At 70.2% G+C, this 24310-nt stretch carries 22 protein-coding genes and 1 tRNA gene; 12 read left to right on the top strand and 11 right to left on the bottom strand.

Features of this window, described 5'->3' with window-relative positions; translation table 11 throughout:
• Positions 1–223 precede the first annotated feature (223 nt).
• Positions 224–2314, top strand: a complete 2091-nt coding sequence (locus QF030_RS18850; protein WP_307163844.1) for a PTS fructose transporter subunit IIABC — start codon at positions 224–226, stop codon at positions 2312–2314.
• Between the two features lie 207 nt (positions 2315–2521).
• Positions 2522–2821 carry a hypothetical protein gene (locus QF030_RS18845; RefSeq protein ID WP_307163843.1) on the top strand — a complete coding sequence of 100 codons (300 nt, stop codon included), beginning with the start codon at positions 2522–2524 and terminating at the stop codon, positions 2819–2821.
• Between the two features lie 29 nt (positions 2822–2850).
• Here the strand turns inward: QF030_RS18845 and QF030_RS18840 are convergent, their stop codons facing one another.
• The 4 genes from QF030_RS18840 to QF030_RS18825 form a co-directional block, all read right to left on the bottom strand.
• Positions 2851–3597: a DUF6227 family protein gene (locus QF030_RS18840; protein WP_307163842.1), complete on the bottom strand. Its 747-nt coding sequence runs from the start codon at positions 3595–3597 to the stop codon at positions 2851–2853.
• A gap of 177 nt (positions 3598–3774) precedes the next feature.
• Positions 3775–4998 (bottom strand): L,D-transpeptidase, encoded by a 1224-nt coding sequence (locus QF030_RS18835; protein WP_307163841.1) that lies wholly within the window; start codon positions 4996–4998, stop codon positions 3775–3777.
• Positions 4999–5141: 143 nt separating this feature from the next.
• Positions 5142–6170, bottom strand: coding sequence for a P1 family peptidase (locus tag QF030_RS18830; protein WP_307163840.1), 1029 nt, complete (start codon positions 6168–6170; stop codon positions 5142–5144).
• A gap of 51 nt (positions 6171–6221) precedes the next feature.
• On the bottom strand, positions 6222–7490 hold the full coding sequence (locus QF030_RS18825) for a low temperature requirement protein A (RefSeq protein ID WP_307163839.1): 1269 nt from the start codon (positions 7488–7490) through the stop codon (positions 6222–6224).
• Between the two features lie 119 nt (positions 7491–7609).
• Here QF030_RS18825 and QF030_RS18820 point away from each other — a divergent pair, with 119 nt between their 5' ends.
• A complete protein-coding gene (locus tag QF030_RS18820; RefSeq protein ID WP_054244066.1) occupies positions 7610–7792 on the top strand; it encodes a hypothetical protein in 183 nt (60 codons plus the stop codon).
• A 76-nt stretch (positions 7793–7868) separates the two neighbouring features.
• Here QF030_RS18820 and mscL read toward each other — a convergent pair whose 3' ends face one another.
• From mscL to QF030_RS18795, 5 genes are all read right to left on the bottom strand, one after another.
• Positions 7869–8336, bottom strand: coding sequence for a large conductance mechanosensitive channel protein MscL (mscL, locus tag QF030_RS18815; protein WP_307163838.1), 468 nt, complete (start codon positions 8334–8336; stop codon positions 7869–7871).
• A 108-nt stretch (positions 8337–8444) separates the two neighbouring features.
• Positions 8445–9032, bottom strand: a complete 588-nt coding sequence (locus QF030_RS18810) for a hypothetical protein (protein ID WP_307163837.1) — start codon at positions 9030–9032, stop codon at positions 8445–8447.
• A 250-nt stretch (positions 9033–9282) separates the two neighbouring features.
• On the bottom strand, positions 9283–10125 hold the full coding sequence (locus QF030_RS18805; protein ID WP_307163836.1) for an S-methyl-5'-thioadenosine phosphorylase: 843 nt from the start codon (positions 10123–10125) through the stop codon (positions 9283–9285).
• A 75-nt stretch (positions 10126–10200) separates the two neighbouring features.
• On the bottom strand, positions 10201–10521 hold the full coding sequence (locus QF030_RS18800) for an FmdB family zinc ribbon protein (protein ID WP_307163835.1): 321 nt from the start codon (positions 10519–10521) through the stop codon (positions 10201–10203).
• A gap of 67 nt (positions 10522–10588) precedes the next feature.
• Positions 10589–11881, bottom strand: a complete 1293-nt coding sequence (locus QF030_RS18795; protein WP_307163834.1) for an MFS transporter — start codon at positions 11879–11881, stop codon at positions 10589–10591.
• A gap of 514 nt (positions 11882–12395) precedes the next feature.
• Between QF030_RS18795 and QF030_RS18790 the strand changes: the two genes are divergently transcribed.
• Entirely contained in the window at positions 12396–13265 is an 870-nt protein-coding gene (locus QF030_RS18790; RefSeq protein ID WP_307167452.1) for an IS5 family transposase, read from the top strand.
• 22 nt (positions 13266–13287) lie between these two features.
• On the opposite strand, the gene QF030_RS18785 is transcribed toward QF030_RS18790, so the two are convergent.
• Positions 13288–14787, bottom strand: coding sequence for a potassium/proton antiporter (locus tag QF030_RS18785; RefSeq protein WP_307167614.1), 1500 nt, complete (start codon positions 14785–14787; stop codon positions 13288–13290).
• A gap of 267 nt (positions 14788–15054) precedes the next feature.
• Here QF030_RS18785 and QF030_RS18780 point away from each other — a divergent pair, with 267 nt between their 5' ends.
• Complete coding sequence (locus QF030_RS18780) at positions 15055–17844, top strand: penicillin acylase family protein (protein WP_307163832.1); 2790 nt, start codon at positions 15055–15057, stop codon at positions 17842–17844.
• A 67-nt stretch (positions 17845–17911) separates the two neighbouring features.
• On the opposite strand, the gene QF030_RS18775 is transcribed toward QF030_RS18780, so the two are convergent.
• Positions 17912–18526 (bottom strand): 5-formyltetrahydrofolate cyclo-ligase, encoded by a 615-nt coding sequence (locus QF030_RS18775; RefSeq protein WP_307163831.1) that lies wholly within the window; start codon positions 18524–18526, stop codon positions 17912–17914.
• Positions 18527–18630: 104 nt separating this feature from the next.
• On the opposite strand from QF030_RS18775, the gene galU reads away from it, so the two are divergent.
• From galU to QF030_RS18740, 7 genes are all read left to right on the top strand, one after another.
• Entirely contained in the window at positions 18631–19533 is a 903-nt protein-coding gene (gene galU / locus QF030_RS18770) for a UTP--glucose-1-phosphate uridylyltransferase GalU (protein ID WP_307163830.1), read from the top strand.
• Between the two features lie 5 nt (positions 19534–19538).
• Positions 19539–20867 carry a molybdotransferase-like divisome protein Glp gene (gene glp / locus QF030_RS18765; protein ID WP_307163829.1) on the top strand — a complete coding sequence of 443 codons (1329 nt, stop codon included), beginning with the start codon at positions 19539–19541 and terminating at the stop codon, positions 20865–20867.
• Positions 20868–20930: 63 nt separating this feature from the next.
• On the top strand, positions 20931–21410 hold the full coding sequence (gene moaC / locus QF030_RS18760; RefSeq protein ID WP_020128380.1) for a cyclic pyranopterin monophosphate synthase MoaC: 480 nt from the start codon (positions 20931–20933) through the stop codon (positions 21408–21410).
• Positions 21407–21943 (top strand): MogA/MoaB family molybdenum cofactor biosynthesis protein, encoded by a 537-nt coding sequence (locus QF030_RS18755; RefSeq protein WP_307163828.1) that lies wholly within the window; start codon positions 21407–21409, stop codon positions 21941–21943. The genes moaC and QF030_RS18755 overlap by 4 nt, the downstream gene beginning before the upstream one ends.
• Before the next feature lie 26 nt (positions 21944–21969).
• Positions 21970–22566 (top strand): GNAT family N-acetyltransferase, encoded by a 597-nt coding sequence (locus tag QF030_RS18750; protein WP_307163827.1) that lies wholly within the window; start codon positions 21970–21972, stop codon positions 22564–22566.
• 136 nt (positions 22567–22702) lie between these two features.
• A complete protein-coding gene (gene sepX, locus QF030_RS18745; protein WP_307163826.1) occupies positions 22703–24145 on the top strand; it encodes a divisome protein SepX/GlpR in 1443 nt (480 codons plus the stop codon).
• An 81-nt stretch (positions 24146–24226) separates the two neighbouring features.
• Positions 24227–24300: transfer RNA gene (locus QF030_RS18740), tRNA-Ala, on the top strand.
• The last annotated feature ends 10 nt before the right edge of the window (positions 24301–24310 follow it).

The raw sequence follows: 24310 nt of genomic DNA, 5'->3' as shown, positions 1-24310 counted from the left end.
GATCGGCCGCTCGACATGGTCGGCCGGGCCGCCACAGGCACCCTGCCGACCAGGGGAGGCACGGTCCGAACCCGCCTGCCACCCCACGGAGGCGGGGTTTCCCCGGCCTCGTCTCCGCCTCCCCCACCTCCCCCCACTGCACCGCCGCAGCACCCCCCGTCCCCGTCCCCACCCTCGCCCACCACCCCATGCCCCGGGCGATACGCGTGCGAAGGAGCCCGCGATGAGCGACATGATCACCGCGGACCTGGTCGATCTCGACCTGTCCGTCCAAACGAAGGAAGCGGCGGCGCGATCCCTCGCCGAGCGCATGGTGGCCCTGGGCCGGGTGACCGACCTGGAGGGCTTTCTCGCCGACGTGGCCGCCCGTGAGGCCCAGATGCCCACCGGCCTCGACGGCGGCATCGGCATCCCGCACTGCCGCAGCGCCCACGTCACCGAGCCGACGCTCGCCTTCGGGCGCAGCGCCGCGGGCATCGACTTCGGCGCCGCCGACGGCCCCGCCGACCTGATCTTCCTGATCGCCGCCCCCGCCGGCGCGGACGACGCCCATCTGACGATCCTGTCGTCGCTCGCCCGCCAGCTGATGAACGCCGAGTTCACCGACGCGCTGCGCTCCGTCGGCGACGCGACCGCCGCGGCGGCGCTGATCCGCGGCGACGAGGCCCCCGGCGACGCCGCCCCGGCCACCGAAGCCCCGGCCACCGAAGCCGAGGGAACCACCGCAGACTCCGTGTCGGCGTCGGCGGCGGCCTCCGCCGACGCCGACACGGCCACCGGCGAGGACACCGACGCCGCGACCGCACGCCCCTTCCGGATCGTCGCCGTGACCTCCTGTCCGACCGGCATCGCCCACACCTACATGGCGGCCGAGTCCCTGGAGAACGCGGGCCGCGAGGCAGGCGTCGAACTGGTCGTCGAGACGCAGGGTTCGGCCGGCTTCACCCGGCTCGACCCGGCCGTCATCGCCGCGGCGGACGGCGTGATCTTCGCCCACGACGTCCCCGTACGCGACAAGGACCGCTTCGCCGGCAAGCCCACCGTGGACGTCGGCGTGAAGGCGGGCATCAACCGCCCCGCCGCACTCATCACCGAGGTGCGCGGCAAGGCGGCGCGCGGTGAGGTCAGCGCGTCGGCGGCCGGCGGTGGGACGCCGGTCGAGCGGACCGGGGAGTCCGGTGACAACTACGGCACCAAACTGCGCAAGTGGCTGATGACGGGCGTCAGCTACATGGTCCCGTTCGTCGCCGCGGGCGGTCTGCTGATCGCTCTCGGGTTCGCGATCGGCGGCTGGGAGATCAACAAGGCGCCCTCGGTCATGGAGCACTTCTCCTGGACCCAGGTCGACAGCTGGGGCGCCCTGCTGTTCCAGATCGGCGGGGTCGCCTTCGGCTTCCTCATCCCGGTCCTGGCCGGCTACATCGCGTACGGCATGGCGGACCGGCCCGGTCTCGTACCCGGCTTCGTCGGCGGCATGATCGCCTCCAACATCGCCGCAGGCTTCCTCGGCGGCCTGGTCGCCGGCCTGCTCGCGGGTGGCATCGTCCTCGCGATCCAGCGGATCAAGATCCCGCCGGTGCTGCGCGGCATCATGCCGGTGGTGGTGATCCCGCTGATCTCCTCGCTGATCGTCGGCTTCCTGATGTTCGTCGTGATCGGCAAGCCCATCGCCGAGGCCCAGAAGGGCATGACGGACTGGCTGGCCGGTCTCTCCGGCACCAACGCCGTCCTCCTGGGTGTGCTGCTCGGCCTGATGATGTGCTTCGACCTCGGCGGCCCCGTCAACAAGGTCGCGTACGCCTTCGCGACGGCCGGTATCGCCGTCCAGGACCCGAGCGACTCCGCGATGAAGGTCATGGCCGCCGTGATGGCCGCGGGCATGGTCCCGCCGCTGGGCATGGCGCTCGCGACCACCATCCGCAAGAAGCTCTTCACCCCCACCGAGCGCGAGAACGGCAAGGCCGCCTGGGTCCTGGGCGCCTCCTTCATCTCCGAGGGCGCGATCCCGTTCGCCGCGGCCGACCCGCTGCGCGTCATCCCGGCCTCGATGGCGGGCGGCGCGGTCACCGGCGCCCTGTCGATGGCCTTCGGTGCCACGCTGCGCGCCCCGCACGGAGGCATCTTCGTGGTCCCGCTGATCGGAAACCCGTTCCTGTACCTGGTCGCCGTCGCGGCGGGCGTGTGCGTCACGACGGCCGTGGTCATCGTCCTCAAGGGCCTGCGCAAGCCGGCCCCCGGCGCCGCCGAGGCCGGGACCGCGGAGGAGGCCGCGGCTGCCACGGCGACGGAAATGAAGCAGCCGGTGGCAGCCTGACCTGCGACGGCCGCGACCGGATCCGGCCGCGGCCGTCTGCCGTAGGCAGCGGCTGCTGTGACCACGGTCACCAGCCGCGGTGAACGATGGATTGCCGCGCCGACCAGGCCTGTCACGCGTTCTGAGCGATCTGCGTGATCTGTGCGGCCTGCGAGATACGTCACGGTCCGGGGCATAAGTCCCGGACCGTGGTGTGTACTGGGCGGTATGCCCGTGCACCTAACGTTCCCTCAGCTGGCGGCCCTGACGGTCCTCGCCGTGGTGTCCATCGCCTGGCTGGCCTTCGTCACCCGCATGCTGCGGCGCAGCCGCTCGGGCAGCGAGGCCCGCACCGTGCTCCCCGCGGCGCCGGTGCCGCCCGTCCCCCCGGTGCTGCCCGTCCCCCCGGTGCTGCCCGCTCTCCCGCGCCAACGGCAGTCCGGTCCCGGCCGGGAGGCCGTCGAACTGACGCCTGCGGAGAGGGACGCCTTCGCCGGCCTCGTACGACAGCTCGGCGGGGGCCGCTGACCGACGGCTCGGCGTCGCCGCCGAACGACTCAGGAGACCTGCGCCGCCCGGCGTTCCATCGCGTCCCTGGCCGCGGCCTCGGACACGTACACCTCGCACATGTGCCGACCGTCGGGCGTCGCCGTGTGTTCGACCTCCCACAGGGAGATCTCCCGACCGTCCCGCAACAGGAACGCGTGCTCGTAGAGCGAGTAGCCCAGTCCGATACGGCCCGCACGGCAGGGGCGCCCGAAGGCCTGCGTGATCTGGTGCGCGAACGCCGACTTCAGCAGCGCGTCCGTCTCCGCGTCCGGCCGGTCGGGGTTCTCCGCGCGACGCAGCAGCCTGCGCGCGTGGTCCGCCGAGTCGTCCGGCACGTACACGTGACGCGGCCCGGGGACCGGCGACAACTGCACCAGCACCGGCAGTTCGAAGTCCGGCGCGTCCGACGGCAGGGGCAGCCGGGCCGTGGCGGCCCGCAGCTCCTCCTCGTCGACGTACACCTCGTGCTGCGGCTCGCTGCCCGGCGCGGTGTTGTGCACGAGCTCCCACAACGTGAGCGCGCAGCCGTCGGCCAGCAGCCAGGTGTGTCGGTACGTCTCCCGGTGCAGGCCCGCGCTGTGGTGCGCGGAGTGCAGGGAGCTGTCATACGCGAGTGCGCAGTCGAGCCGCCGCAGGACTTCGTCGGGCAGCTCGAACGAGTTCAGGGCGCGACCGAGCAGTCGCGCGAGGTGCTCCTCCGGAGACTCGGGCGACTCGGCTGGTTCGTACGCTGTCGTCTCGTACGGAACGCTCAAGGTTTCTCCCGGCGTTGCTGCATGTCACCTTGTGGGTGCATACCGTAGCCCCTCGGTCGGACATCATGTCCGGGAACCGAGAAAACGTACGCCGTAAAAACGTGGGGGCCGCGCGAAAAATTCCCGCGCGGCCCGACGGTCCATCAGAAATCGCCGGTCAGAGGGCATCCACGGCGATCAGGCGGCACTCCCGGCGGTCCACTCGGCCCAGGACATGTTCCAGCCGTTGAGCCCGTTGTCCGGGGACACCGTCTTGTCGGGAGAGTTCTCGACGATCACCACATCGCCGATCAGCGAGTTGTCGTAGAACCACTTGGCGCTCGTGTCGCCCTGCGCGCCCTGAGCGTCCGCGAGCCCCACGCAGCCGTGGCTGGTGCCCGTGCGGCCGAAGGGCGGATTGCCCCTGTTGTACCAGTAGTTGCCGTGGATGAAGGTGCCGGACTGCGTCAGGCGCATGGCGTGCGGCACGTCCGGGATGTCGTACTCGCCGCCCAGGCCCACCGTCCGGCTGTTCATGCGGGTCTGCGTGAACTTCTCGGAGATGACCATCTGCCCGTTGTAGGTGGTGTGGTCCGGGCTGCCCGACGAGATCGGAACCGACTTCAGGGTCTGACCGTCCCGCACCACCGTCATGGTCTGCGTGTCGACGTCGACCGTCGACACCTGCGACCGCCCGATGGTGAAGGTGACCGTCTTCTTCTGCACCCCGTACACGCCGTTGGCGCCCTCGACCCCGTCCAGGTCGATCCTCATCGTCACCTTGGAGCCGGCCTTCCAGTACTCCTCGGGACGGAAGTCGAGCCGCTGCGCCCCGAACCAGTGGCCGATCACCTGCTGGCCGCTGCTGGAGCTGACCGTGATGTGCGACTGCACGGCCTTCGTGTCACTGACGGCCTTGTCGAAGGTGAACGACACCGGCATCCCCACGCCGACCGTGGTGTCGGCGTCCGGTGTGTACGTCCCTATGAAGCTGTTGGACGAAGAGACCGTGGTGAAGATGGCGTTGGCGGCGGCGGTCTTGCCGCTCGCGTCCTTCGCGGTCGCCGATATCTGGTACTTCGTCCCGCGCTCCAGCTGCTCCTTCGGCTTCCAGGTGCTGCCGTCGGCCGACAGGGAGCCCTCCACGGCCTGCCCGGAACCGGCCACGGTCATCTTCACCTCGGTGAGCCGGCCGTCGCTCACCTTCACGCCGGTCGCGTTGATCGACGCACTCGTCGAACCGTCCTTCGCCGAGATGACGATCTTCGCCGTGGACGTCTTGACGCTGCTCTTGCCGCCCTTGGCGTCCCCGTCGTCCTTGGCGTTGGCGCTGCCCCCGCAGGCGGTCAGGGTCAGGGCACCGACCACCAGGACGGCACAGGCTCCGACCGCGCGCCGTACTGCTTTGTCCGCCGTTGTCACGGGCTGCTCCAGCTTCGTGTGAGGTGAGTGATCCGCTCCAGTACGTGGAGAAGGAGGGATCCGACGGCCGATGAGGTTCCCTCCGGGCGCCGTTGGCACCATCACGTGACGGAACCCGGACAATCGCCGCCCGGTCCGCGGTGTCACCGGCCCCCGTACAACTCCTCGTACGAAGGCCACGTCCCGCCCGGACCGGTCACCGACTCGGCGGCGCGCACGGCCCGCACGATCGCGCGCGTCACCACATCCGCGCCCGCCGCGAGGAGGTCGTTCAGGGCGAGCGGACGGCCAGACGCTAGCGGGCGCGCGCCCGTCGCCAGCGTGAAGACGGTGTCCCCGTCGTGGAGCAGATGCACCGGGCGCACGGCCCGCGCGATCCCGTCGTGCGCCGTGCCCGCGAGTTTCTGCGCCTGCGCCTTCGTCAGGTCCGCGTCGGTGGCGACCACCGCCAGCGTGGTGTTGAGCGGGGGAGGCGCGTTCTTCGCCGTGATCTCGGCGAGACGTCGGCGCGCGGCCTCGTGCACGCGAGCCTCCGGATACTCCGCACGCCCCTGGAACAACTCCCCGTACAGCACGCCTGTCTCCGGATCCGTCACCGACCCCGCCGCGTTGGCCACGACCAGTGCGGCCACCGTGATCCCCGAGTCGAGAAGCATGCTCGCGCTGCCCACCCCGCCCTTCAGCGGCCCCGCAGTGGCGCCCGTCCCCGCGCCCACGCATCCCTCCCGCACCCGGGCCCCCGGAGCACTGGCCGCTGCCGCCTCCACGGCCGCTCGGCCGGTGGCAGCGTCCGGGCGAGCCCGGAAGTCGCCGCCCCGCGCCAGGTCGAAGACGCAGGCGGCGGGCACTACCGGCACGACGTGCGCCGGGTCGGGGCCGACGAGAACCCCGCGCCCCTGCTCCTCCAGCCAGGCCATCACGCCGGACGCCGCGTCGAGCCCGTAGGCGCTGCCGCCGGTCAGCACGATCGCCTCGACCCGCTGCACCACATTGCGTGGATCGAGGGCGTCGGTCTCCTTCGTGCCGGGACCTCCGCCGCGTACGTCGACGGCGGCCACGGCACCGCCCTCCGGTGCGAGGACGACCGTGGTTCCGGTGAGCCAACCGTCGCCGGTCCGCGTGGCGTGTCCCACGCGTACGCCGGCGACGTCCGTCAGAGCGTCAACTGTCATGGGGGTCAGTCTCGCCCGGATCGCGTCGCGCGCGGCCGTGTCACCCTCCCGTCACATCACCGCGCGCGAAGCCCGTGGGCGGTCCTCCCGCGCCTCCCGCGCGACCAGGCGTGCCGTCAGGGTCGTCCCGGTCGCGACCGCCAACGCCAGCGCCAGGCCGGCCGCGAGGACGGCCCACTCGCCGAGGAAGGTGGCGCAGAGCACCAGCAGCGCGGCGACGGGCAGCACCAGTTGCTGGGCCAGGCCCACCTTGAAGTGGCGTGCGTGCAGGACCCAGACCGCCAGCAGGTAAAGCGCCGTCGGCAGGGTGACCGCGGCCGACGCGGCGAGCGTCGAGATGTGGGCCTCGCCGACCGCCTGCTCGACTGCCACCTCCAGACCCGCACCGATCGCGGCGGCCGAGGCGAAGACCACGTAGTGCCCGTAGCCCCACAGAAACGCCTGACTGTTGGAGCGCAGATGCCCATGGATGGGCACCACGAAGTAGATCCACCAGGCGGCGAAGACGATCAGCAGCCCACCGACCGCGATGGGCAGCAGCTCGCCCAGTGCGTCGTTCTCGTCGATGCCGGACTTCACGGCGACCGTCGCCGCCGCGATCGTCTCGCCCAGCACGATGATCGTGAACAGTCCGTAGCGTTCGGCGATGTGATGCGGATGCCAGGACGTCGGGTGGTCCCTCTCGGCGTAGATCGGCACGCACATCTCCAGCGGCGCCATCACCAGGAACAGCCACGCCCTGCCGCCTTCGGGCAGGGTCAGCAGCCCCAGCCAGCCGATCTGGCAGATCAGCACGCCCCCCGCGTACCGCAGCGCCATCGTCCGCTCCGCGCCCTCGGCGGACCACGCGACTCGCAGCCACTGCCAGCTCAGCGCGAACCTCATGATCGCGTAGCCCAGCCAGACGGCCACGAACTCGTGGTCCTCGAAGGCCCGCGAGATGCCCGCCGCCAGCACGAGGACCCCGGCGATCTGCACCAGCGTGACGATCCGGTACAGGACGTCGTCGTTGTCGTACGCCGACGCGAACCAGGTGAAGTTCATCCAGGCCCACCAGATGGCGAAGAAGACCATCGCGTAGTTGAGGATTCCCTCGCCCGCATGGGACTCGGCCACGGCGTGCACCAGTTGGATGCCCGCCTGGGCGATGGCCACGACGAAGCACAGGTCGAAGAAGAGCTCGAGGGGCGACGCGACCCGGTGCGCATCGTCCCGCCCGCGCGCGGTCAGACTGCGCAACGGCTTCAGGCGGGCGGGAGCCGGGGAGACGGGGTTCCCGGGGGGAGGAGGAGAGGCCGACGGGGGCGTGCTGGACGTCATGGGTACCAGCACAGCAGACAACCGGCGGAAAATCTTGTGCGGAAGCCGAGGGTCCGCAGGCGGCGGGGCCGGCGACCAGACCCTGACCTGAGGGTGAATCGGGGTCGTACTCTGGAGGGATGAGCACCCCCTCCGCCTCCGAGCCGCGCGACCCGAAGGCCGCACTGATCTTCGACGACCCGCTGGACCGGCAGTCCTCGGACGACACCGACCGCGGTTGGGGTGAGCGTCCCTCTGCCGAGGGCGACAGCGTCGCCGACCTGAAGCGCTTCCTCGACGAGAAGCCGCCCCACCACGTCTGAGCCCTACGGACCGGTCCGGCCCGGCAGGCCCGGAAGCCTTGGCGGAGCACGGCCCGCAGGGCTCCGTCGAGCGCCTCTACCGCTCGCTGCGCCCCGAGCCCCGCTGGGCGACCAGCGCGTCGCGGATCTCCTTGAGCACCTCCAGCTCGGTCACCTCGATGATCTCCTGCGTGCCTTCCTTGGCCTTCCTGCGGGCTTCCGCCTTCGCCAGGTACTTCGACATGGGCAGGACCATCAGGAAGTACACGACCGCCGCGGTGATCACGAACGTGAGGGTCGCGCCGAGGACGGAACCCCACAGGATCCTGACACCCGTCGCGCTGTCCCCGGTGCCGGTACAAGGGCCCTTGAGGCAGGAGTTGTAGCTGTCCAGGTTCTTGGTGCCGACCGCTCCGATGAGCGGGTTGATGATTCCCTTCACCACCGAGTTCACGATGTTCGTGAAGGCCGCGCCGATCACCACCGCGACTGCCAGATCGACGACGTTGCCACGCATCAGGAAGGTCTTGAAGCCCTGCCAGACGCTTGCCTTCTTTTCGCTCACCTCGGGGACACTCCTCGCATGTACAGGTTGTGGAACAAACAGCTCCGCAACCTACGTCAACGCCAGGCGGCCGTGTCCAATGCGGTCCCTCGGACGAGGGACTTGACGTCACCACAGGGTCACCGCCAGCCGAGCCGTCGCACTCGCCCCCGCCAGACGCGCGGCAGTGGACCGGGGCACCGACAGGACGACCAGTGCCCCGTCGTCAGCTGAGCCGAGCGGGGTGTCCAGCGGCTCCGGCACCTTCGTCACCAGTGCCCCGCGCGCGACCACATGGGCGTCGCCGGCGGCGCCGTACACGCCGCCGGGTGTCGTCGGCTCGGCGGCGATGACATCGACGCGGTCACCGGGGCGCAGTAGCCGGACCGTGGCCGCGTCGGCGATCCGCACCGGCGCCGTCACCTTCTCCCCGGCGCGAGGGCCATGCACAGGGGCGCGCAGTGGCGCATGCGCGCGGGGGAGTGAGCGCCCGCCCGTGTCCGCGCGCGTAGTCCCGTCGGGACGTCCGCGGGCCGGATCGCCGTCCCATGGGCCGGACGCCACGAGCGCGGCGGCGGTGACGGCGAGACCTAGGGCAAGGGCCCGCCGCCGGCTCCGTACGAGCCGTCCGAGCCGGTACCGCCCGCCGCGGACCCGGACGGGGTCGAAGGACGGCACCTCGCGGGTGGCGGGAGCGTCCGTGCCGGGTGGACGCATCGCGAAGGGGGAGGGGGGCGGGGCGGGCGAGGGGAGCTGAGGGGGCGGAGGAAGCGAAGGGGAAGGAACGAACGAGTCGGACACGGGATCACCACCTGCGACGAGGAACGGGTTTGCGAAGCCACGATGAGCCTTCGCGCCGCCACTCGCCGGAGCCGGTGGACCACCGCCGGATTGTGGACAACTCCCTCACCCGAAGGTGAACTTCCGCGTCCGACGCTCCGCTTCCCGCCCCTCCGGCCCACACACGTCAGGGCAGTTCGAACCCCGGATTCAGGCCGCCCAGGGCGTTCGCGCACAGACAGTCCCGTTCGCCGCCGGAGGGCAGCGCGGCCACCGCGTCGAACAGCACGCCCCGCAGCCGGTCCACGTTCGCCGCGAACACCCGCAGCACCTCCTCGTGCGATACGCCCTCACCGCTCTCGGCGCCCGCGTCCAGATCGGTGACCAGGTTCAACGACGTGTAGCAGAGTTCCAGTTCACGGGCGAGCGCTGCCTCCGGGTGACCCGTCATGCCCACCACCGACCAGCCCTGCGTCTGATGCCACAGCGATTCGGCACGGGTCGAGAACCGGGGCCCCTCGATCACGACCAGCGTCCCGCCGTCCACCGGCTCCCACTCCCGGCCGCGCGCCGCCTTCAGGGCCGCCGAGCGCCCGGCGGGACAGTAGGGGTCGGCCAAGGACACGTGCACCACGTTGGGCACCGTGCCGTCGGGCAGGGGCAGACCGTCGAAGTACGTTCCGATCCGCGACTTCGTGCGGTCGACCAGCTGATCGGGCACGAGCAGTGTGCCGGGCCCGTACTCCGGGCGCAGACCGCCCACCGCGCAGCGACCGAGGACCTGGCGCGCGCCGACCGAGCGCAGCGCCCACAGGTTGGCCCGGTAGTTGATCCGGTGGGGCGGCAGATGGTGTCCGCGTCCGTGCCGGGGCAGGAAGGCGACCCGTCGGCCGGCGATCTCACCGAGGAAGAGCGAGTCGCTCGGCGGTCCGTAGGGGGCGTCGACCTGGAGCTCGGTCACGTCGCCGAGGAACGAGTAGAAGCCGGAGCCGCCGATCACACCGATCTCTGCGTTCGCCTTGTTCGCCATGCGTCGCACCCTAACCGCCTGGGAAGACGCCGAAGACCCCGTCGTCCTAAGACGACAGGGTCCTGTGAGCGAGCCTTACGCGGCCGAGCTGCTGCCCGTAGAGGTGCCGGTGCTCGACGACTTCGAGTCCGAGGACGTCGAGGTCGAGGTCGACGGCTTAGCGTCGGAACCGGACGTCGACGACTTCGAGGACGACGACGGCGAGCTGCTCGACGAGGAGCCGCGGCTGTCGTTGCGGTAGAAGCCGGAGCCCTTGAAGACGATGCCGACGGCGGAGAACACCTTCTTGAGGCGGCCACCGCAGTTGGGGCACTCGGTCAGGGCATCGTCGGTGAACTTCTGCACCGCCTCGAGGCCATCGCCGCACTCGGTGCACTGGTACTGGTAGGTCGGCACTGTCTTCCTCCTGGCACTCTCACTCAGTGAGTGCTAACGACGGTCTATCTTGACGTATTCCGGAGGATCAGTCCACTGTCACCGGCATCCGGTGACCGACGCCACGTGCGACGGTACGCGCGCGGGGACGCCCCGCCAGCCGTGAACGCAGCGCCAGCAGGGTCACCAGGGCCAGCACAGTGCCCCCCGCGGGCACCAGGAAACCGGCGCCGCCCCAGAAGCGGTCCTCGAGCTGTCCGGCGATCGTGACGGCGGCAGCCTGCCCGAGCGCCACCGCGCCCGTCAGCCAGGTGAACGCCTCGGTGCGGGCGCCGGCCGGGACCAGGTCCTCGACCAGCGTGTAGCCGGTGATCAGCGCGGGCGCGATGCACATGCCGACCAGGAGGCCGAGGCCCGCCAGGACGAGCACGGAGTGCGCCGCCCACAGGCCCGAGGCGACGAGCGCCAGCGCGGCGTAGGCGACGACCAGGCGCTGCCGCGGGGCGACCTTCCAGGCGATGGCGCCGCAGACCAGGCCGGAGAGCATGTTGCCCGCGGCGAAGGTGCCGTACAGGACGCCGTTCAGGCCCGGCTCGCCGATGGACTCGGTGAACGCGGTCAGCGAGACCTGCATGCCGCCGAAGACGGAGCCGATGCCCAGGAAGGCCACGATCAGCACGCGCACACCGGGGACGCGCAGAGCCGAGGCGTGCTCCACGCGCGCGTGCCCGGCGACGGCGACCTGGGGCTGCGTGCTCTTGCGTGCGGCGAACAGCAGACCGCCGAGCAGGGTCAGCGCTGCCTCGGTGACCAGGCCGGCGGCCGGGTTCACCGCGGTGCACAGTGCGGTCGCGAGCAGCGGACCGAAGACGAAGGTGAGCTCGTCGGTGACGGACTCGAACGCCGCCGCGGTGGTCATCAGGGGCGAGCCCTTCAGCCGCGCACCCCAGCGCGCCCGCACCATGGGCCCGATCTGCGGTACCGAGGCGCCCGTGGGAACGGCCGCCGCGAAGACCGTCCACAGGGGTGCGTGGGTCAGGGCCAGCACGGTGAGGGTGAGGCCCGACAGCGTGTGCAGGAGCACGCCGGGGATCAGCACCGCGCGCTGCCCGTAGCGGTCGGCGAGCCGCCCGCTGTAGGGCGCGCACAGCGCCATGGAGACACCGGTGACGGCCGCGGCGGCACCGGCCGCGCCGTACGAGCCGGTGGTGTGCTGCACGAGCAGCACGATGGAGATGGTCAGCATCGCGAACGGCTGGCGGGCCGCGAAGCCGGGCAGCAGGAACGTCCAGGCGCCGCGGGTGCGCAGCAACTGCCCGTATCCCGGGCGGGAGGGAGCCGACGAGTTCTTCGACGGCTCGGTGGTGACCGTGGATGCCACGGCCCGTGCCTTTCTGCCGCCTGGTAGCGCGACCCCGTCCGGTGGGCGGGGGCGCCGAGAGCTGTCCTCTTGCGCGTGCTGCGGTAGATGCCGGTGCTCGCCGCACGAGGTGTCCCGGCCGCCATACGGTCGCGCCAGCTCTGCGTCAGGCAGAGTTGGTTCGATCAAGGTGTGCCTTCATCGTACAGGGATCAAGGCGCCTCATCCCTGTGAAAATGAGCACCGTGAAGCCGCCCGCCTCGGAATGACGGGGGTGTGAACAGGGCGAAACATGCACTTAGAGGTCGTTTTCATCTGTCTTGCCTGTTTATAGACAGATTATCGATGGGTGAGGATGCGATGCGAAGGAGGCAGCCGGTGTGGCTGGGGTCGATGAGTCCTGAGGTGTGGCTGTTGGGGCGGAGTGCTGCTCGTTCCTGTCTCATCCCAGGATGACCGGCTTCCCATGCTGCGTGCTTCCGTCGTCATTGCTGTGCGCCTGGGCGCACTCGTTGAGCGGCGGTACGCCGGAGGCATGCCAAGTCGACGTCCTTATCCGAGTGATTTGTCCGATGCCCGCTGGGAGTTGGTCGAGCCGGTCCTGGCAGCCTGGCGCTTCGAGCGCCGTGGCAGAGCTCTGGACTTCGGCCGGCCGCCCGAGCATGACCTGCGCGACATCATGGACGCGATCTTGTATGTGGACCGCACCGGGGTCCAGTGGCGCTACCTCCCGCACGACTTCCCGCACTGGAACACGGTTTACGGCTACTTCGCCAGGTGGCAGCAGGAAGGCGTATTCGCCCAGCTCAACGGCCTGCTCAGGCAACTCTTACGACAGAAGGAAGGCCGGGAGGCCGAACCGTCGGCCTGCGTGATCGACGCGCAGAGCGTGAAAACCTCCACCAGTGTGCTCGCCACCAGCCAGGGCATCGATGCCGGCAAGAAGATCGTCGGACGGAAACGAAGCATCGTCACCGACACCATCGGCCTTGTGCTCGCCGTGTTGGTCACCGCGGCAAGCGTGCAGGACTCCATCGCCGGCACCCAGCTCCTGGACCAGGTCGCCGCCGCACATCCCAGCATCCGCAAAGCGTGGGTCGACGGCGGCTACCGCCAGCACCTCGTCGAGCACGCAGCCACCCTCGGCATCGACATGGAAATCACTCAACGCAAGCCCGGGAGCAGGGGATTCACCCCCATCCCGAAACGCTGGGCGGTCGAGCGGACCTACGGCTGGCTCATGCTCCACCGCCGGCTGGCCCGCGACTACGAAACCCACCCGCACCGATCCGAAGCCATGATCCACCTCGCCATGACCGACCTCATGGCCCGCCGCCTCACCAGCGAGAACACCATCTCTTGGCGCGACCCGGAACCGCGGACCAAACTGCAAATTCCGGGATGAAACAACGGGAGAAAACGACCTCTTAACGCGCGCTGCCGCCCGTGCCCAGCCATCCGGCGAGCTTGCCGCCGTGCCCGACGGCGCGCAGTCGCCGCTCGGCGGCGTCGCGGACCGGGTCGGTGGCGACCACGAGGAGTTCGTCGCCATGCCGCAGTACGGTCGCCGGCAGCGGCACGAAGGACGTCCCGTCGCGCACGACGAGGGTGACGGCCGCCCCGGCCGGCAGGCGTAGCTCGTTGACCTCGACGCCGTGCATCTTCGACCCCTCCGGGATCGCCACGGACAGCAGATGCCCGCGCAGCCGCTCCAGGGGCGCCGATTCGACGCCGAGGTCGGCGGCCTCGGGGTCGCCGCCCAGGCGCAGCTTTCGCGCCAGCCAGGGCAGCGTCGGCCCCTGGATCAGGGTGTAGACGACGACCAGGACGAAGACGATGTTGAAGATGCGGCGGCTGCCCTCGACGCCGTTCACCATGGGGATCGTCGCCAAAATGATGGGGACGGCGCCGCGCAACCCGGCCCAGGACATCAGTGTCTGCTCCTGCCAGGGCACCCGGAACGGCGTCAGGCACAGCGCGACGCTGAGCGGGCGGGCCACCATGGTCAGCACCAGGCCGATGACGAGCGCCGGGAGTACGTCGTCGCCCAGCTCGTGCGGGGTCACCAGGAGGCCGAGCAGCACGAACATGCCGATCTGGGCGATCCAGCCGAGGCCGTCGGCGAACCCGCGGGTGGCGGGCCAGTGCGGGAGCTTCGCGTTGCCCATGACCATCGAGGCGAGATAGACGCCCAGGAACCCACTGCCGTGCGCCAGGGAGCCCGCGGCGTACGCGGTGACCGCGATCGCCATGACGGCGATCGGATAGAGACCGGAAGCGGGCAGCGCGACGTGCCTGAGGCCCCAGGAGCCCAGCCAGCCGACCGCGAGGCCGATGGCGGCGCCGATGGCCAGCTCCAGCGCGATCTCGCCCAGCAGTACGTACCAGTGCTCCACGGGGCCTGCCATGGAGAAGGCGACCACCAGGATGACCACCGGGGCGTCGTTGAACCCTGACTCGGCCTCCAGCGTGCCTGTCACGCGCGAGGGGAGGGGGATCTTGCGCAGGACGGAGAAGACCGCCGCCGCGTCGGTCGAGGACACCACCGCGCCGATGATCAGCGCCTGTCTCCACTCCAGCCCGGTCACGAAGTGTGCGGCCGTGGCGGTGACGCCGACGCTGACCGCGACGCCGGCCAGTGCCAGTGCCGTGGCGGACGGCAGGGCCGGTTCGATCTCCTTCCACTTCGTGCCGAGGCCGCCCTCGGCGAGGATCACGACCAGGGCGGCGTAGCCGATGACCTGGGTCATCTCGGCGTTGTCGAAGTGGATGTTGCCGATGCCGTCCTGGCCCATGAGGACGCCGATGCCCACGTAGACGAGCAGGCTGGGGAGCCCGCTGCGCGAGGAGATCCGGACCGCTGCGACGGCGACGAGCAGGACGAGCGAGCAGACGAGCAGGAGCTGGTTGAGATGGTGGACAGTCAGCGGCGGTTCCCTTCACCGGCGCGCGCGGCTTGCGCGCGGGCGCACATGTGCTTCGGATACATCGGACACGAAGCCATGAGCTCCGGGCCCAACTACTTCGTTACCTTACCTAACTCTTGACGATTTCTTGACACTCGGCGGGGGAAGATCGAACATCCCTCCCCACCGGTACCCGACTCCGCGTCAAGGGGCGCAAGGCCCTGCGCCTATGGTTGCTCCAGCACTCCAGGACCGCCTGCCGCTCGCGTTAGGACAGCAAGGACAGCGATGCCCCCCAACACCACCGCCACATCGGGTGACAAGCCCGGCAAGTCCGGCAGGAAGAAGGGGCGCAAAGCCCGTTTGATCGTGCTTGTGCTGGTGCTGGCCATCATCGGAGGCATCGCCTACGGCGCCTACTGGTCCATCAGCACCGTCCGCGCTTCCTTCCCGCAGACCAAGGGTTCGATCACGCTCGAGGGCCTGACCGGCCCCGTGGACGTCAAGCGGGACGGCTACGGCATCCCGCAGATCTACGCGGACTCCGACGAGGACCTGTTCATGGCCCAGGGCTACGTCCAGGCCCAGGACCGGTTCTACGAGATGGACGTCCGCCGGCACATGACCTCCGGCCGCCTGTCGGAGATGTTCGGCAAGAGCCAGGTCGACAACGACGAGTTCCTGCGCACCCTGGGCTGGGACCGCGTCGCCAAGGAGGAGTACGACTCCAAGCTGGACGCCGACACCAAGAAGTACCTCCAGGCCTACGCCAAGGGGGTCAACGCGTACCTCAAGGGCAAGGACGGCGCCGACATCTCCCTGGAGTACGCGGCGCTGGGGTTCACCAACGACTACAAGCCCACCGAGTGGACTCCGGTCGACTCGGTCTCTTGGCTTAAGGCGATGGCCTGGGACCTGCGCGGCAACATGCAGGACGAGATCGATCGCGCCCTGATGACCAGCCGCCTCGGCCCGGCCCAGATCGCCGAGCTGTACCCGCAGTACCCGTACGACCGTAACCAGGCGATCGTCCAGGAAGGCCAGTACGACGAGCTGACCAAGACGTTCGAGCAGAGCGACGGTCAGAGCGACTCCGACGACAGCTCCACGGGCGACGGCACGGGCACGTCCTCGGACTCGTCCTCGAGTACGGACGGCTCGGCCCTCCAGAGCCAGCTCTCGGGCCTCTACAACGTCCTGGACGACCTGCCCACGGCCGTCGGCGTGAACGGCAACGGCATCGGCTCGAACTCCTGGGTCGTCGCCGGCAAGAACACCATCACCAACAAGCCGCTGCTGGCCAACGACCCGCACCTCTCGGCGTCGCTGCCGTCCGTCTGGTACCAGATGGGTCTGCACTGCCGCGCCGTCTCCAGCAAGTGCCAGTACGACGTCTCCGGCTACACCTTCGCGGGCATGCCCGGTGTGATCATCGGCCACAACCAGACCATCTCCTGGGGCATGACCAACTCCGGCGCCGACGTCACCGACCTCTACCTGGAGAAGCTCTCCGGAGAGGACGGCTACCAGTACGACGGCAAGGTGAAGCCGTTCATCACGCGCGAGGAGACCATCAAGGTCGCCGGCGGCGAGTCCAAGAAGATCGTCGTCCGGCAGACCGAGGACAAGATGCCTCTCTTGTCCGACCGCGACGACGAACTCATCGACGTCGGCAAGAAGGCCACCGTCGACAGCCTCGACGCGTCGGCGCCCGACCGCGGTGACGGTTACGGCGTCGCCCTGAAGTGGACCGCGCTGGAGCCGGGCACCTCCATGGACGCCGTTTTCGCCATCGACAGGGCGAAGGACTGGGACAGCTTCCGCAAGGCCGCCGAGGACTTCGACGTGCCCTCGCAGAACCTCGTCTACGCCGATACCTCGAACCACATCGGCTACCAGCTGCCCGGAAAGATCCCCACGCGCGCGAAGAGCGTCGACGGCTCGATCCCGGCGCCGGGCTGGGACTCCAAGTACAAGTGGAAGGGCTACATCGCCTTCGATGAGCTGCCCTACGAGTACGACCCCGCCCGCGGCTACATCGTCACGGCCAACCAGGCCGTCGTCGACAAGGACAAGTACCCCTACACGCTGACCACGGACTGGGGATACGGCGCGCGCAGCCAGCGGATCACCGACCTGATCAAGAGCAAGATCAAGGGCGGCGGCAAGATCTCCACCGACGACATGCGTCAGATGCAGCTGGACGACGACAGCGAGATCGCGAAGCTGCTCGTGCCCGTGCTGAAGAAGATCAACCTCGACGACCCGGACGTCCGCGAAGCACAGAAACTTCTCGAGAACTGGGACTTCACCCAGGACGCGGACTCGGCCGCGGCCGCCTACTTCAACGCGGTCTGGCGCAACATCCTCAAGCTGGCCTTCGGCAACAAGCTGCCCAAGGAGCTGCGCGTCGAGGACCAGTGCCTGTGGGTCGACCCGGTCAACACCACCGGCCCGGTCGACGACACCGAGAAGGTCCGTGAGTGCGGTCAGCGCGACGCCGACCAGGCGCAGCCGGACGGCGGTGACCGCTGGTTCGAGGTCGTGCGCACCCTCATGACGAAGACGGACAGCGACTGGTGGACGACGCCCGATTCGGGCACCCGCCCCGGCGCCGACCACGACCGCGACAAGCTGTTCGCGCGTGCCATGATCGATGCCCGCTGGGAGCTGACCGCCAAGCTCGGCAAGGACATCGACACCTGGAGCTGGGGCCGGCTGCACCGCCTGTTCCTGAAGAACCAGACCCTGGGCACCAGCGGCCCCGGTTTCCTCCAGTACGTCCTCAACCGCGGTCCGTGGAAGCTCGGCGGTGGCGAGGCGACGGTCAACGCTACCGGCTGGAACGCGGCCGGCGGCTACGGCGTCGTATGGGTGCCGTCGATGCGGATGGTGGTCAACCTCGACGACCTCGACAAGTCGAAGTGGATCAACCTCACCGGAGCCTCGGGGCACGCCTTCAGCGCTCACTACACCGACCAGACGAGCAAGTGGGCCAACGGTGAACTGCTCGACTGGTCCTTCTCGAAGAAGGCGGTCGACGACAGCACCAGCGACACCCTGGTGCTCAAACCCTGAGCTGCCGACCGTCCGGAAGGGCCCTCCACGCGCGCGTGGAGGGCCCTTCCGGCATGAGGCACGGGTGTCAGGTGAAGCGGCGCGTCCCCGACGGGGTCACCACCGCGTGTACCGGCCGGTCGTGTGCCTCGGCAGGGACGTGCTCGACGACCTCGGCGTCGTACAGGAGCACCACCAGCGAGGGGCGGGCCCCGGAGTCCTCCAGCCGGGCCAGCACGCGGTCGTACGATCCTCCGCCGCGCCCCAGGCGCATGCCGCGCCCGTCGACCGCCAGGCCCGGCAGCAGCACCACGTCGGCGGCCGTCACGGCGTCCGGGCCGAGGCGCTCGCCGGCCGGCTCCAGGAGGGCCATCTTCCCGCCGTGCCGGACCCGCGCCAGAGAGCCTTCGCCGGTGTAGGCCCCCCAGTCCAGGTCGTTGTCGGGCAGCAGCACGGGGAGCAGTACGCGCACGCCCCGCGCGCGCAGCGCGTCCAGCAGTGCCAGAGTGCCGGGCTCGATACCCACGGAGACGTACGCGGCCACCGTGCGCGCGTGCGCCAACTCGGCCAGCTCCAGGGCCCGCTCTGCCAGGGCGCCGGCTGCCGCGCGCACGTCATCGGGCGTCAATCTGTTTCTCACGGCGAGGGACCTCTGCCGCAACATACGTTTGTCAGACTCTGGTCCGCCTTCGAGGTGGCTCATATGTCGCTCCCGCACTTCTCCTACACCACTCCAATGCGTTCATATGATCATTAATTAACCGGAGCCACAGATCTCTCTCAAAGTCACCGGATAAGGTTGCCGACATGACGCAGTCGCACCCCAGGATCAGCAAGGCTGTCATCCCCGCAGCCGGCCTCGGAACCCGGTTCCTGCCGGCGACCAAGGCCACTCCCAAGGAGATGCTGCCGGTCGTGGACAAGCCGGCTATCCAGTACGTGGTCGAGGAGGCCGTCTCCGCCGGCCTCGACGACGTCCTCATGGTCACAGGTCGCAACAAGCGCCCTCTGGAGGACCACTTCGACCGCAACTACGAACTCGAGTCCGCTCTACAGAAGAAGGGCGATGCCGCCCGGCTCGCCAAGGTCCAGCAGTCCAGCGATCTCGCGACGATGCACTACGTGCGCCAGGGCGACCCCAAGGGCCTCGGACACGCCGTCCTGTGCGCGGCCCCGCACGTCGGTCAGGAGCCCTTCGCCGTCCTCCTGGGGGATGACCTGATCGACCCCCGTGACCCGCTGCTCCAGCGGATGATCGAGGTGCAGGAGCGGCACGGCGGCAGCGTCGTCGCGCTCATGGAGGTCGCCCCCGAGCAGATCCACCTCTACGGCTGCGCGGCCGTGGAGGCCACCGTGGACAGCGACGTGGTCAAGGTGACCGGCCTCGTCGAGAAGCCGGACCCGGCGGACGCCCCGTCGAACTACGCGATCATCGGACGCTACGTCCTCGACCCGAGCGTGTTCGGCATACTGCGGCTGACCGAGCCCGGCCGCGGCGGCGAGATCCAGCTCACCGACGCCCTCCAGCAGCTCGCGCAGGACGAGAAGATCGGCGGCCCCGTCCACGGCGTCGTCTTCAAGGGACGCCGCTATGACACCGGCGACCGCGGCGACTACCTGCGTGCCATTGTCAGACTCGCGTGCGAACGTGAGGATCTGGGTCCGGACTTCCGGTCCTGGCTTCGCAGTTACGTCACCGAGGAGATGTAGCCACTTTGAGCACCGCCGCGCCCCGCCCCACCGGTCAGGACCAGCTCTGGTCGGTGGACGAGCACCTGGAGGACATCCTCGCAACCGTCCGCCCTCTGGAACCCATCGAGCTGCAACTGCCCGACGCCCAGGGCTGTGTCCTGGTCGAGGACGTCATGGTGCCGGTCTCGCTGCCGCCCTTCGACAACAGTTCCATGGACGGGTACGCGGTGCGGGTCGCGGATGTCGCGGGCGCGAGCGAGGAGTTCCCGGCGGCTCTGGACGTCGTGGGCGACGTCGCGGCGGGACAGGCGGCCGACCTGCTGTACGTGGGGCCCGGCCAGGCCGCCCGGATCATGACCGGCGCCCCGCTCCCGGCCGGCGCCGAGGCCGTCGTCCCCGTGGAGTGGACCGACGGCGGACTCGGCGAGGGCCCGGTCAGCGGGATGCGTGCCCGCAGCCTCGCCCCTGAGCAGGCCTCGGGGCACGTGCGCGTGTACCGGCCCGCCGAGGCACGCGCGCACGTACGCGCGAAGGGCAGCGACGTGAAGGCGGGAGACCGCGCCCTCGACGCCGGGACCGTCCTCGGACCGCCTCAGATCGCCCTGCTCGCAGCGATCGGCAGGGGCACCGTACGCGTGCGCCCGCGCCCGCGCGTGGTCGTGATGTCCACCGGCAGCGAACTCGTCCAGCCCGGCGAGGAACTGGGCAGCGGCCAGATCTACGACTCCAACAGCTTCGCCCTCACCGCGGCGGCCCGGGACGCCGGCGCCATCGCCTACCGGGTCGGCGCGGTCGCCGACGACGCCGAGACGCTCCGCTCCACCATCGAGGACCAGCTCGTCCGCGCCGACCTCGTCGTCACCACCGGCGGGGTGAGCGTCGGGGCGTACGACGTCGTCAAGGAGGCCCTGGAGCACGTCGGCGACGAGGACGAGGAGGGCGGCGGCGTCGAGTTCCGCAAGCTCGCCATGCAGCCCGGCAAGCCCCAGGGCTTCGGCTCCGTCGGCCCCGACCACACCCCCTTGCTGGCCCTGCCGGGCAACCCGGTGTCGTCGTACGTCTCGTTCGAGCTGTTCGTGCGCCCCGCGATCCGCACGCTCATGGGCCTCGAGGACGTCCACCGGCCCACCACGCGCGCGAAGCTGACCGCCGACAAGGCGCTGACCTCGCCGAAGGGCCGCAGACAGTTCCTGCGCGCCACCTACGGCGCCGACGGCACCGTCCGCCCCGTCGGGGGCGCCGGCTCCCACCTGGTCGCGGCCCTCGCGCACGCCGATTCGCTGATCGTCGTCCCCGAGGACGTGGAGTCCCTCGAGCCCGGCGCCGACGTCGAGGTGGTCCTCCTCGGCTGAGTCCTCCTGGTGGGGAGTACCGTGTCGCGCACAACAGGCCCGGACCGGGAGCGCCACACCACCATGAGCACGCAGGACCGACTGACGCATATCGACGACGTGGGCGCCGCCCGTATGGTCGACGTTTCCGGCAAGGACGTCACCGCGCGCACCGCGCGTGCCAGCGGGCGGGTCCTCGTCTCGCCCCGTGTGGTAGAGCTGCTGCGCGGCGAGGGGGTACCCAAGGGGGACGCGCTGGCCACCGCGCGAATCGCGGGCATCATGGGCGCCAAACGCACCCCGGACCTGATCCCGCTGTGCCACCCCTTGGCCGTCTCCGGTGTGAAACTGGATGTGTCGGTCGCGGACGACGCCGTGGAGATCACCGCCACGGTGAAGACGACGGACCGCACGGGCGTCGAGATGGAGGCGCTCACCGCGGTCTCCGTCGCAGCGCTCACCGTGATCGACATGGTGAAGGCGGTCGACAAGGGAGCGGTCATCACGGACGTGCGCGTGGAGGAGAAGACGGGCGGCAAGTCGGGCGACTGGAGCCGGGCATGACACTCGACGTGCCGGCAGGCGGCGCCCTGGCCGCTCCGTACAGCGCACTGGTCGTGACCGCCTCCAACCGGGCCGCCGCCGGCGTCTACGAGGACAGGGGCGGCCCGCTGATCGCCGAGGGCCTGCGCGGCTTCGGCTTCGCCGTCGACGGGCCGCAGGTGGTCCCCGACGGGGACCCGGTGGAGGCCGCGCTGCGGGCCGCCGTCGAGGCCGGGTACGACGCCGTCGTCACCACCGGTGGCACCGGCATCTCGCCCACCGACCGCACCCCCGAGGCGACCCGCGCGGTGATCGAGCACGAGGTGCCGGGCATCGCCGAGGCCATCCGGGCGTACGGCCGGGAGAAGGTGCCCACCGCGGCGCTCTCCCGGGGCCTGGCCGGGGTGGCGGGCGGCACGCTGATCGTCAACCTGCCGGGTTCCACCGGAGGGGTGAAGGACGGGCTGGCCGTCCTCGCGCCCCTGCTGACGCACGCCGTCGACCAGATCCGTGGCGGCGACCACCCCAGACCGAGCCACGGGGGTGTGAGCTGAACACCTCATCCTGGCCCGTCGAACTGGTGGAGGGCGACATCGTCCTGCGGCCCATAAGGCTGCGCGACCAGCGGGCCTGGCGCGAGGTCAACCGGCGCAACCGGGACTGGCTGCGCCCCTGGGAGGCGACCATCCCGCCGCCCGCGCCCAGCGGGCCGATCGCGCACCGGCCGACCTACCGCCAGATGGTCCGGCATCTGCGGTCCGAGGCGAACGCGGGCCGGATGCTGCCGTTCGTGATCGAGTACCAGGGGCGGCTCGTCGGTCAGTTGACGGTCGCCGGGATCACCTGGGGGTCGATGTGCTCCGGGCACGTCGGCTACTGGGTGGACGAGTCGGTGGCCGGCCGCGGTGTGATGCCGACGGCCGTGGCGCTCATCGTGGACCACTGTTTCCGCACAGTCGGACTGCACCGCGTCGAGGTCTGCATTCGGCCCGAGAACGGGCCGAGCCGCCGGGTCGTGGAGAAACTCGGATTCCGTGAGGAAGGGCTGCGGCCGCGCTATCTCCACATCGACGGCGCCTGGCGTGACCACCTCGTCTTCGCGCTCACGGCGGAGGAGGTCCCCGAGGGCCTGCTCAGCCGGTGGCGGCGCACACGCTCGCAGAAGGCGTCCAATTGAATTAGCCGAATAAACGTTCGAAAATGATCGGTTGATCGCACCGGTCGCAAAAAAAGTTCGAAATATCAGCCAGATCGTGCGACACACCGGCCCAATTGGCGGATGGCCTTACGTAAACCCCTCTACCGTGTGAGGCGTGAGCAGCAGCGGCCTCATCTACGCAGTCATCGTCGGGGCCTGGGCCGCCTACTTGGTGCCTATGTGGCTCCGTAGGCAGGACGAGCTGAACGAGGCCCGTCCGACGGAACGCTTCAGCACCGCCATCCGGCTGCTGTCCGGACGGGCGGGAATGGAGCGCCGGTACGCCAAGGACCTGCAGGCGCGCTCCACCGACGAGGGGGAGTCCGACGCCGACGTTCCGGACGCCGCCACCGCATCGGTGGACGTCCGGTCCTTCGCCATGCCCCCGACCCGCCCGCAGGTGAAGGCGCCGGTCCAGGAGCGCGGGCAGGACCGGGTCCAGGAACGAGCTCAGGAGCGCGGGCAGGACCGGGCTCCCGAGCGAACTCAGGAGCGCGGCCAGGAACGAGGGTCGGGGCGCCCGGAGGCGGCGCGTGAACCGGCGCGCGATCCGGTGGCCAAGTCCGCGCACGACCACCGTGACCAGGGCAAGTCCGCGCACGAATATCGCGAGCAGGCCAAGTCCGCGTACGACCACCGTGAGCAGGCCAAGTCCGCGCACGACCACCGTGAGCAGGGTGCCAAGCCCGCGCGTGAGGGAGGCGCCGCTCCGGCCGGCCGGCGGGTGCCGGTGGCCCGGCGTACGCCCGCCGAGCAGGCGTCCGCCGCGCGCGCCCAGCGCTCGAAGGCGCTCGCACGCCGTCGGCGCACCACCGTGATGCTCTTCCTCGCCTTCACCCTCGGCGCGATCGTCGCCGCGGTCGGCGGGCTCGCGTTCCTGTGGGCGCCCGGCGTCCCCGCAGTCCTGCTCAGCGCGTACATCGGATACCTGCGCTCCCAGGAGCGCCGCCGCTTCGCCTTCCAGATGGACCGCAGGCGCGCGGAGGTCGCCGCACAGCGGCTGCGGGAACGTCAGCCGCGCCGGCGTGCGCCCGCCTCGGCGAACGCCTCGTCCGTCGACACCGGCCTCGACGCCGGCGCAGAGGAGCCGCACGCGGCCGCCGAGGCGGAGACCGATCCGGGGCTGCTGGCGCTCGCCGCGGACCGCAGGGCGCTCGTCGAGCAGACCGATCACGCGGAGTGGGTCGACCAGCAGCGCGAGCGGCAGCGCCGGCCCGGCCACGGCGAGAGCTGGGACCCGGTACCGGTACCGCTGCCGACGTACGTGACCGCGCCGGTCGCACCGCGGGCGACCTCCGACGTGGACCTCGGGGCGCCGGACTCCTGGAGCTCGGCCCGCTCGAGTTCGGTGGCGCCGGAGCACGAAGCGGCGGACGCCGGGGACTCCCCGGCCGGGGAATCCGGCGAGGCGGACCCCGCGGAGGACCGGGAAGCGGACGGCGGTGAGCGGAGCGACGCCCGGCGCGCGGCCTCGGCCCGGCGCTCGCGCGAACGCGGTCGCACCCCGCTGTTCGACCAGTACGAGGACGGCGAGCGGCCACTGGCCGCCAACGAATGAGAGCCCGGCATCACGCGCCCGGCCTCGGGGAACGGATTTCCAAGCAGGCCGAACGGGATGCTAGAGTTTCACTCGTTGCAAGGGCCTGTGGCGCAGTCTGGTAGCGCACCTCGTTCGCATCGAGGGGGTCTGGGGTTCAAATCCCCACAGGTCCACGCAGCATAG

Origin of the sequence: Streptomyces rishiriensis (assembly GCF_030815485.1) — a bacterium.
Lineage (GTDB): Bacteria > Actinomycetota > Actinomycetes > Streptomycetales > Streptomycetaceae > Streptomyces > Streptomyces rishiriensis_A.
The sequence above is the reverse complement of the archived record's forward strand: the minus strand, read 5'-3'. Positions and strand labels throughout refer to the sequence as shown.